The sequence below is a fragment of the Ferrovum sp. genome, assembly GCF_027317285.1.
Classification (GTDB): Bacteria; Pseudomonadota; Gammaproteobacteria; order Burkholderiales; family Ferrovaceae; genus Ferrovum.
In genome coordinates this window covers 1-6,427 of the sequence record NZ_DAHVHV010000075.1, presented here as the reverse complement: position 1 = coordinate 6,427, position 6,427 = coordinate 1, and the positions used below count along the sequence as shown (strand labels likewise).

Sequence of the window (6,427 nt, the reverse complement as noted above, 5' to 3'; positions counted from 1 at the left end):
CAACGCCGTCAGAAATTGGCCCGGCAGGGTCAGGCTTCCATCCGGCATGGTCAGACGCGCCAGGGCTTCCACCTTGAACAGGGCGCCGGTTTTCAGTTCCACCACGGGCTGCAGAAACAGGCGCAATCCCCCGGAATGCAACCGTTCCCGGTAAATCACGGCCTGATGCGAATCCATGACCGGGAATCGGCCGGCATGGCTCAATCGCACCAACTGCTCCCAGCGATTCTGGAGCGAAGCAATGGACGTGCGCATCCAGCCCGAAGAAAACTGGTGGGGATAGGCGCCCAGCACGATCATGACGAATTCCATTTCCTGCGGCCCCCGGACCGGAATGGCCACCGCGCTGCGGATCCCCAGGGAACGAAAAGACGAGTGCCAGGTATGGGTACGCGCATCCATGAGGTAGGCATCGGTACACTGGATTTGCCCCGAATGCCAGGCACGGGCAATCAACCCTTGTCCTGCCTCGGAGCGTGTGTCCAGAATGGGGCGCATCCCCGGAAGCTGCAGGATGGATTCCAATGCCTGGGACTTGACCCCCGCGTTCAGTTCCGTGGCAAAGATCCCGTCAGCCTGGGGACGCAATACCTGTACAACCAGAATGCCCGGCAATGACGATAGTGTTTCCAGTTCGGACTGGGCCGCCTCCATCCATTGCACCGAAGGGGAATCCAGCGGACGGGAGTGATAGGCGCTGTAGAGGTCCGCGGTTTGCTGCATGGCGTCCAGTTGGCCCTCGACATCGATCTGCAGCCGCGCATCGATCACGCGCAGGGCGCGATAGCGTTCCCGCGACACCAGTGACAGGGTATCCAGATAGCGCCGCAACAATCCACGATACAAACTCATGGCCCGGGTCATCCAGGCCCCCGTCACACCGATCAGGGCATGCACGCGCCCCAACCGGGCCGCCTGGGCCTGGATCTGCTCGTAGGTCGTCGCCGGATCGATCAGGAAACTCAAATACGCCGACTGACTCCGTTTCAGTTTCAGGTATTCATCATCCACCAGAGTCTGCAGGATCTCGAGCGTGCCCTCATCCCGCTCCATATCCTCATAGAAAGAGCGAATAAACTCATCCGCAACCTGTTCCAGATGGGGTTGCACCAGACTCAGCAGAAACTTCGCTTCACTGCCAAAGGGATCAAAAGGGCCCTCGGGTGCAGGTTCTTCCATGGGCGCCGAGCCTAGAATCCACCATTCCTTTCGTTCATGTTTGTGCAGTTTGGCCTGGTACATGGCGGCATCGGCTTTGCGCATCAATTCTTCCGGCGTCTCCGCATCCCCTGGGTAGAGCACCACGCCCATGGTCATGTCGATCATCACGCCCCCTTCCGCCTCATCCAGATAAAAGGACGATTCCACGGCTTGATGGAGTCGGGCCAGCGCGCTGCCGAGTTCATGCCGGACCTGGCTTTCATCCAGATCCTCGAAAACCACCACAAACTCATCGCCCCCGAGGCGGGCGACATAATTCGATTCCCGGATCTTGTGGCGCAGGCGTTGCGCCAGTTCCTGCAAAAGGATATCGCCCTGCCCATGACCATAACGATCATTGACGGGTTTGAAATCATCCAGATCGATCATGCCCAGGGCAACCACCCGTTCGTGTCGTTCGGCCCGGGCCATCGCCCTGGGCAGGTATTCCTCCAGCGCCAGACGATTGGGCAGTCCTGTCAAATTGTCGGTGCGCGCAAGTTGGGCATCCTCCATTTGCAATGCGTGGATATGCAGTTTGAGATCGTGTTCTCCGAGGCTCCGACTGAGCAAGGCGGCCACCCTCAGGCAGAGTCCCAACGTGTCTTCATCAAACGTATCGATACGGGGCGAAGCCAACACCAGCACAGCCCAGAGTTCTCCGCCTCTCTGGATGGGCGTGGCCAACAAACTGAGCCAGCGGTTTTTGTCGAAGAGCGCGTGCCAGTGGTGCAGGGAAGGATCGCTCAGGGTGTCGTTGGACAGGACAGTCTGCCCGGTTCGCCAGGCCCGCACGATGAGCGGGGCATCTTCGGCCTGGGTCAGGCGGGGACGCGCCTCGATGATCTGGCGTGACCCGGTTCCCGACTTGGCTATTTCCTCGAAATAGCCGTCCAGCCCGGGGCGCCCGATCCAGGCTGCGCTGAAAATGGTGTCGTTGGTCAGGCTGGCACAGAGATTCTGCTGCATTTCCTGATCGCTCTGATATTGGATCAGAGCCTCGACGGAACCGAACAAAGCCCGATAGAGGCGACGTTGGTTTTCATCTTCCTGGCGCAGCAGAGGCAGGGAATGAATCAGCACCATGCCCGCCAATGCCGCACAGGACTCCAGCAGGCTGACCTGCGCTGCACTGGGTTCCCCTTCCACCAACCCCGTCAAGGCAAAGGTCCCCACCAGTCGTCCGTCCTTGCGCAGGGGCCAGGACCAGCAGGATTTCAGTTGCCAGGTTTCCGCCGGAACGCGCAGATCATCCCAGCGCGAATCATGCGGAATATCACTAACCACCACCGGTTCCTGACGATGAATGACGTTCCCGCAGGATCCCGCATGGGGCCCGGGGACGAGATCCGAAAAAACCTGAATCAGTTCAGGGGGCGCATGGGGTGCCGCCAGGGTCTGGAGGCGCCCGTTCTCATCCACGATCATCAGGGAGGCGATACGTCCGGGAATCACCGATTCGGCGAAAACGCAGATCTCTCCGGCCAGGACATCCGCCTGCGCGCCCTGTGCCAGGGACTGCAGAATACGGGCTGAAAAATGCACCAGAGCAAGATGCAGACCTTCTTCCTTCATATCAACCACGGTACCGCATCAACGCATATTCTCCAAGTAGCGCCCATTGTCCTATACCAAACCGCCAGGATCAAGCCGTCCTGCCGTCGATCTGCGGCAAATCCCCCTGAATCGGGTTCCGGAAGGTGGCGCCTGCGCAGAATCAGACACGGCATACGTCGTAGCCGGCGTTCCGAACAGCGGCCATCACCGCTTCGGCATCCACCGCGCCCCGTACCCGGACGGCTCCGCTGTCCAGATCGATGACCAGGTCTTCGACCCCCGGCACGGCGCCCACGACACGGCGAACCGTACCCACACAACCCTGACACGTCATGCCGGTCACGATCAGGTTCAATTCTCCAGATGGAGGGTTGTTCATCAAATGCCTCCTCATGCCTTCAAGATATCTTTTTTGAAGGCTATACTATAGCCCTTCAACCTTCCTCATTGCCAGGTGAAATTCCACCATGTCGTTCCTGAATCGCCGTCACTTCATGGGTACCCTCGCTACCTTGCTGGCCAGTCCCTTCTTCACCCGCCTTGCACAGGCCGAACCCGATCATCCGGATCTGGGACCGGGGACCGCCTTTTCCTGGGAAGGACTATGTGCCGAGGCCAGGAAACAGGCCCAGCAACCCTATGCGCCGCCCCTGTCTCCCGATGCCGCCATCGTGGATCGTATCGACTGGGATGCCCATAGCCAGATTCATTTCAAGATGGACCATGCGCTTTTTGCCGACGGTCCGGGAGACTATGCCATCGCATTTTTTCATCCGGGCAAGTTTTTCCCCTTCCCCGTCAAAATGTACCGTCTCGACCAACCCCTGGAAAACGAGCACGCGCGCACCGAAGCACGGGAGGTACTCTTCGACAGGCACCTGTTTGACATGCCCGAACACAGTCCGGCCCGGGAATTGAGCCATCCGTCCGGGTTCGCCGGGTTCCGCATCCAGGAAAGCCGCAGCGGTTCCGGACCGGACTGGCGCAGCAACGACTGGGCGGCCTTTCTGGGCGCGTCCTATTTCCGCGCCATCGGCGACGAATACCAGTACGGCCTCTCGGCACGAGGGGTTTCCGTCAATACCGGGACCCAGGACCAGAAGGAGGAATTCCCCCTCTTCACGCACTTTTACTTCGCCCCGCCTCAACCCGGCTCCCGGGAAGTATCGGTCTATGCCCTGCTGGACGGACCCAGCCTCTCCGGGGCCTACCATTTCACCCTCACCCGGAACAAGGCCGTCCTCATGGACGTCCAGGCGGAACTGTTCCTGCGCCGGGACATCGCCCATTTCGGCCTGGCCCCCATGACCTCCATGTACTGGTTTTCCGACAAAGACAAGACCTTTCAGGAGGACTGGAGACCACAGGTCCATGATTCAGACGGACTTTCCTTATGGACCGGAAGCAACGAACACATTTGGCGGCCCCTGATCAATCCCTCCAGCGCCGAAAACCCGAAGGGATCGCATCCCCCGACGTTTGAATGGGGATTGCCCATCGAGGTGTCCCATTTTTCCGACGAGAACCCGAAGGGCTTCGGCCTGATTCAACGCGAACGCCACTTCGACCAATACCTGGATGCCGTGCATTACGAACGGCGCCCCAGTTTATGGATCGAGCCCCTGAATGCCTGGGGCAAAGGCACGGTCCGTCTGGTGGAACTCCACACCACGGAAGAACTGTACGACAACGTCGTGGCCATGTGGGTCCCTGCCGCCCCGGCCCGCGCCGGGTCCCGGCATTCCCTGCGTTACCGCCTCTACTGGCAGGCCGATGAACCCTTTGCCACTACCCTGGCGCGCTGCGTCGGTACCGGAATCGGACGAGGAGGAGAACCGGGGCACCGGTTGCCGGGCGTCCACAAGTTCGAAGTGGTTTTTCAGGGCGGAGAACTGTTCCATCTTCCGGCGGGGAGTGCGCCCGAAGCCGTCGTCACGCCTTCGCGCGGACGTATCCTGAGTGCCGCCACGGAACCCGTCCCCAATGGCCAACCGGGATTGTGGCGCGCACTCTTCGACCTGGCCGAAGTAAAAGGCAGCGATCCCGTGGAGATCCGTTTATATCTGAAACGGGGAAACGACACCTTGAGCGAAACCTGGCTCTACCATTATCTGCCCACCTGAGGAAGTTCCCCCATGGAGGTCGTCGTCGTTGGTATCCTTTCCCTGGCGCTGGGAGCCCTGCTCTCCAGTTTGATCTGGCGCAGTCGACTGGCGGTGTGCACCGAAAAGGGGCGTTCGGAAGGCGCGGTGGAGCGCACTCAATGGATGGAACGCGCCAGTCGGCTGCCTGAACTGGAAAGGCGTTTGAGCGAACTCGAGCAAGCCCTGAACCAGGCACGCGACCATGAACATCACTGGCACCTCCAGGAGGGCCGCCTGTCCGCCGAACTCACCGCCGAACAGGCCCGTTGCCAGCGCCTGGTGGAAGAGTTGAACGAAGCGCGCCAAAACCTCCAGAGGGAGGTCAACGAACATCGCCAACACCTGGCCCAGGTGGCAGAATTACAGACCAAGTTGGAGGCGGAACGCAGGCAGGCCGGAGAAAAAATCGTTCTCCTGCAGGAGGCGCGGGATGAATTGTCCCTGCAATTCAAGAACCTGGCCAACGACATCCTGGAAGAAAAATCCCGCCATTTCAAGGAACAGAACGAGAACTCCCTGGGACAGTTGCTCAATCCCCTGCGGGAGCGCCTGGGCGAGTTTGGCACGAAGGTGGAAGAAATCCACCGTCGTGACACGGAGCAGCAGGCTCAACTCAAAGCCGAATTGGGACACCTCAAGGCGCTCAACCAGCAGATGAGCGTGGAAGCCCACCAACTGGCCACGGCCCTCAAGGGCCAGGCCAAGAAACAGGGAAATTGGGGCGAACTGGTTCTGGAGAACCTGCTGGATCGCTCGGGATTGCGGGAAGGTCAGGATTACCGGCGGGAAGTCAGTTTTGCCACGGAGGAAGGACGGCGCCGTCCTGATGTCATCGTCTATCTGCCCCAGTCCAAACATCTGGTCATCGACGCCAAGGTTTCCCTCAACGCCTACACCCGTTACGTCAATGCAGAAGAGGATGCGGAACGTGCCGTAGCCCTGAAGGAGCATGTCCAGGCGGTGGCCGCACGCATCCAGGAACTGTCCGACCGTTCCTACTTCACCCTGCCGGGACTCAACACGCCGGAAATGGTCTTCATGTTCATCCCCATCGAGTCGGCCTTCGTGGAAGCCCTGCGCGCCGATGACAGCCTGTTCCAGGACGCCATCGAAAAAAACGTGCTGGTCGCCACCCCCACCACCCTCATGACCAGTCTCAATATCGTCCGCCAGTTGTGGCGTTTCGAAGAACAGAATGCCCATACGGCCGAACTGGCAGAACGGGCCGGTCGGGTCTATAAAAAACTGGTGGGCTTCGTCGCCAGCATGGAACAGGTCGGCAAGGAACTGGAAAAGGCCCGCACCGTCTACGACAAGGCCTATGGTCAACTCCATTCGGGCAAGGGCAACCTGATTGCCCAGGCGCGCGAATTCGAACGCCTGGGCGTGTCCATCCAGGCACGCCTGCCCGAGGACCTGGTGGCCAAAGCCGCACTGGAACTGGAGACTCACGCGGAAAATCCAGCGCTCCCGTGAGCCCCCCCTGTCCTTCTGGTAGAATTCCATCCTTTGCGGGGATTGACCAT

4 protein-coding genes are annotated in these 6,427 nt (G+C 60.0%); 2 read left to right on the top strand and 2 right to left on the bottom strand.

Annotation, left to right across the window (positions count from 1 at the left end; translation table 11 throughout):
• A partial coding sequence (locus M6F29_RS10935) for a diguanylate cyclase domain-containing protein (RefSeq protein ID WP_298159734.1) occupies nt 1-2,775 on the bottom strand: 2,775 nt, incomplete at its 3' end.
• Nucleotides 2,776-2,917: 142 nt separating this feature from the next.
• Nucleotides 2,918-3,136, bottom strand: coding sequence for a heavy-metal-associated domain-containing protein (locus M6F29_RS10930; RefSeq protein WP_298159731.1), 219 nt, complete (start codon nt 3,134-3,136; stop codon nt 2,918-2,920).
• A 115-nt stretch (nt 3,137-3,251) separates the two neighbouring features.
• Between M6F29_RS10930 and M6F29_RS10925 the strand changes: the two genes are divergently transcribed.
• Nucleotides 3,252-4,880, top strand: coding sequence for an OpgD/OpgG family glucan biosynthesis protein (locus M6F29_RS10925; RefSeq protein WP_524537732.1), 1,629 nt, complete (start codon nt 3,252-3,254; stop codon nt 4,878-4,880).
• 12 nt (nt 4,881-4,892) lie between these two features.
• Nucleotides 4,893-6,377 (top strand): DNA recombination protein RmuC, encoded by a 1,485-nt coding sequence (locus M6F29_RS10920; RefSeq protein ID WP_298159725.1) that lies wholly within the window; start codon nt 4,893-4,895, stop codon nt 6,375-6,377.
• The last annotated feature ends 50 nt before the right edge of the window (nt 6,378-6,427 follow it).

Coding starts and splice junctions, on each gene's coding strand:
- M6F29_RS10930 (WP_298159731.1), bottom strand. CDS start 3,136: ATGAACAACCCTCCATCTGGAGAATTGAACCTGATCGTGACCGGCATG.
- M6F29_RS10920 (WP_298159725.1), top strand. CDS start 4,893: ATGGAGGTCGTCGTCGTTGGTATCCTTTCCCTGGCGCTGGGAGCCCTG.
- M6F29_RS10925 (WP_524537732.1), top strand. CDS start 3,252: ATGGGTACCCTCGCTACCTTGCTGGCCAGTCCCTTCTTCACCCGCCTT.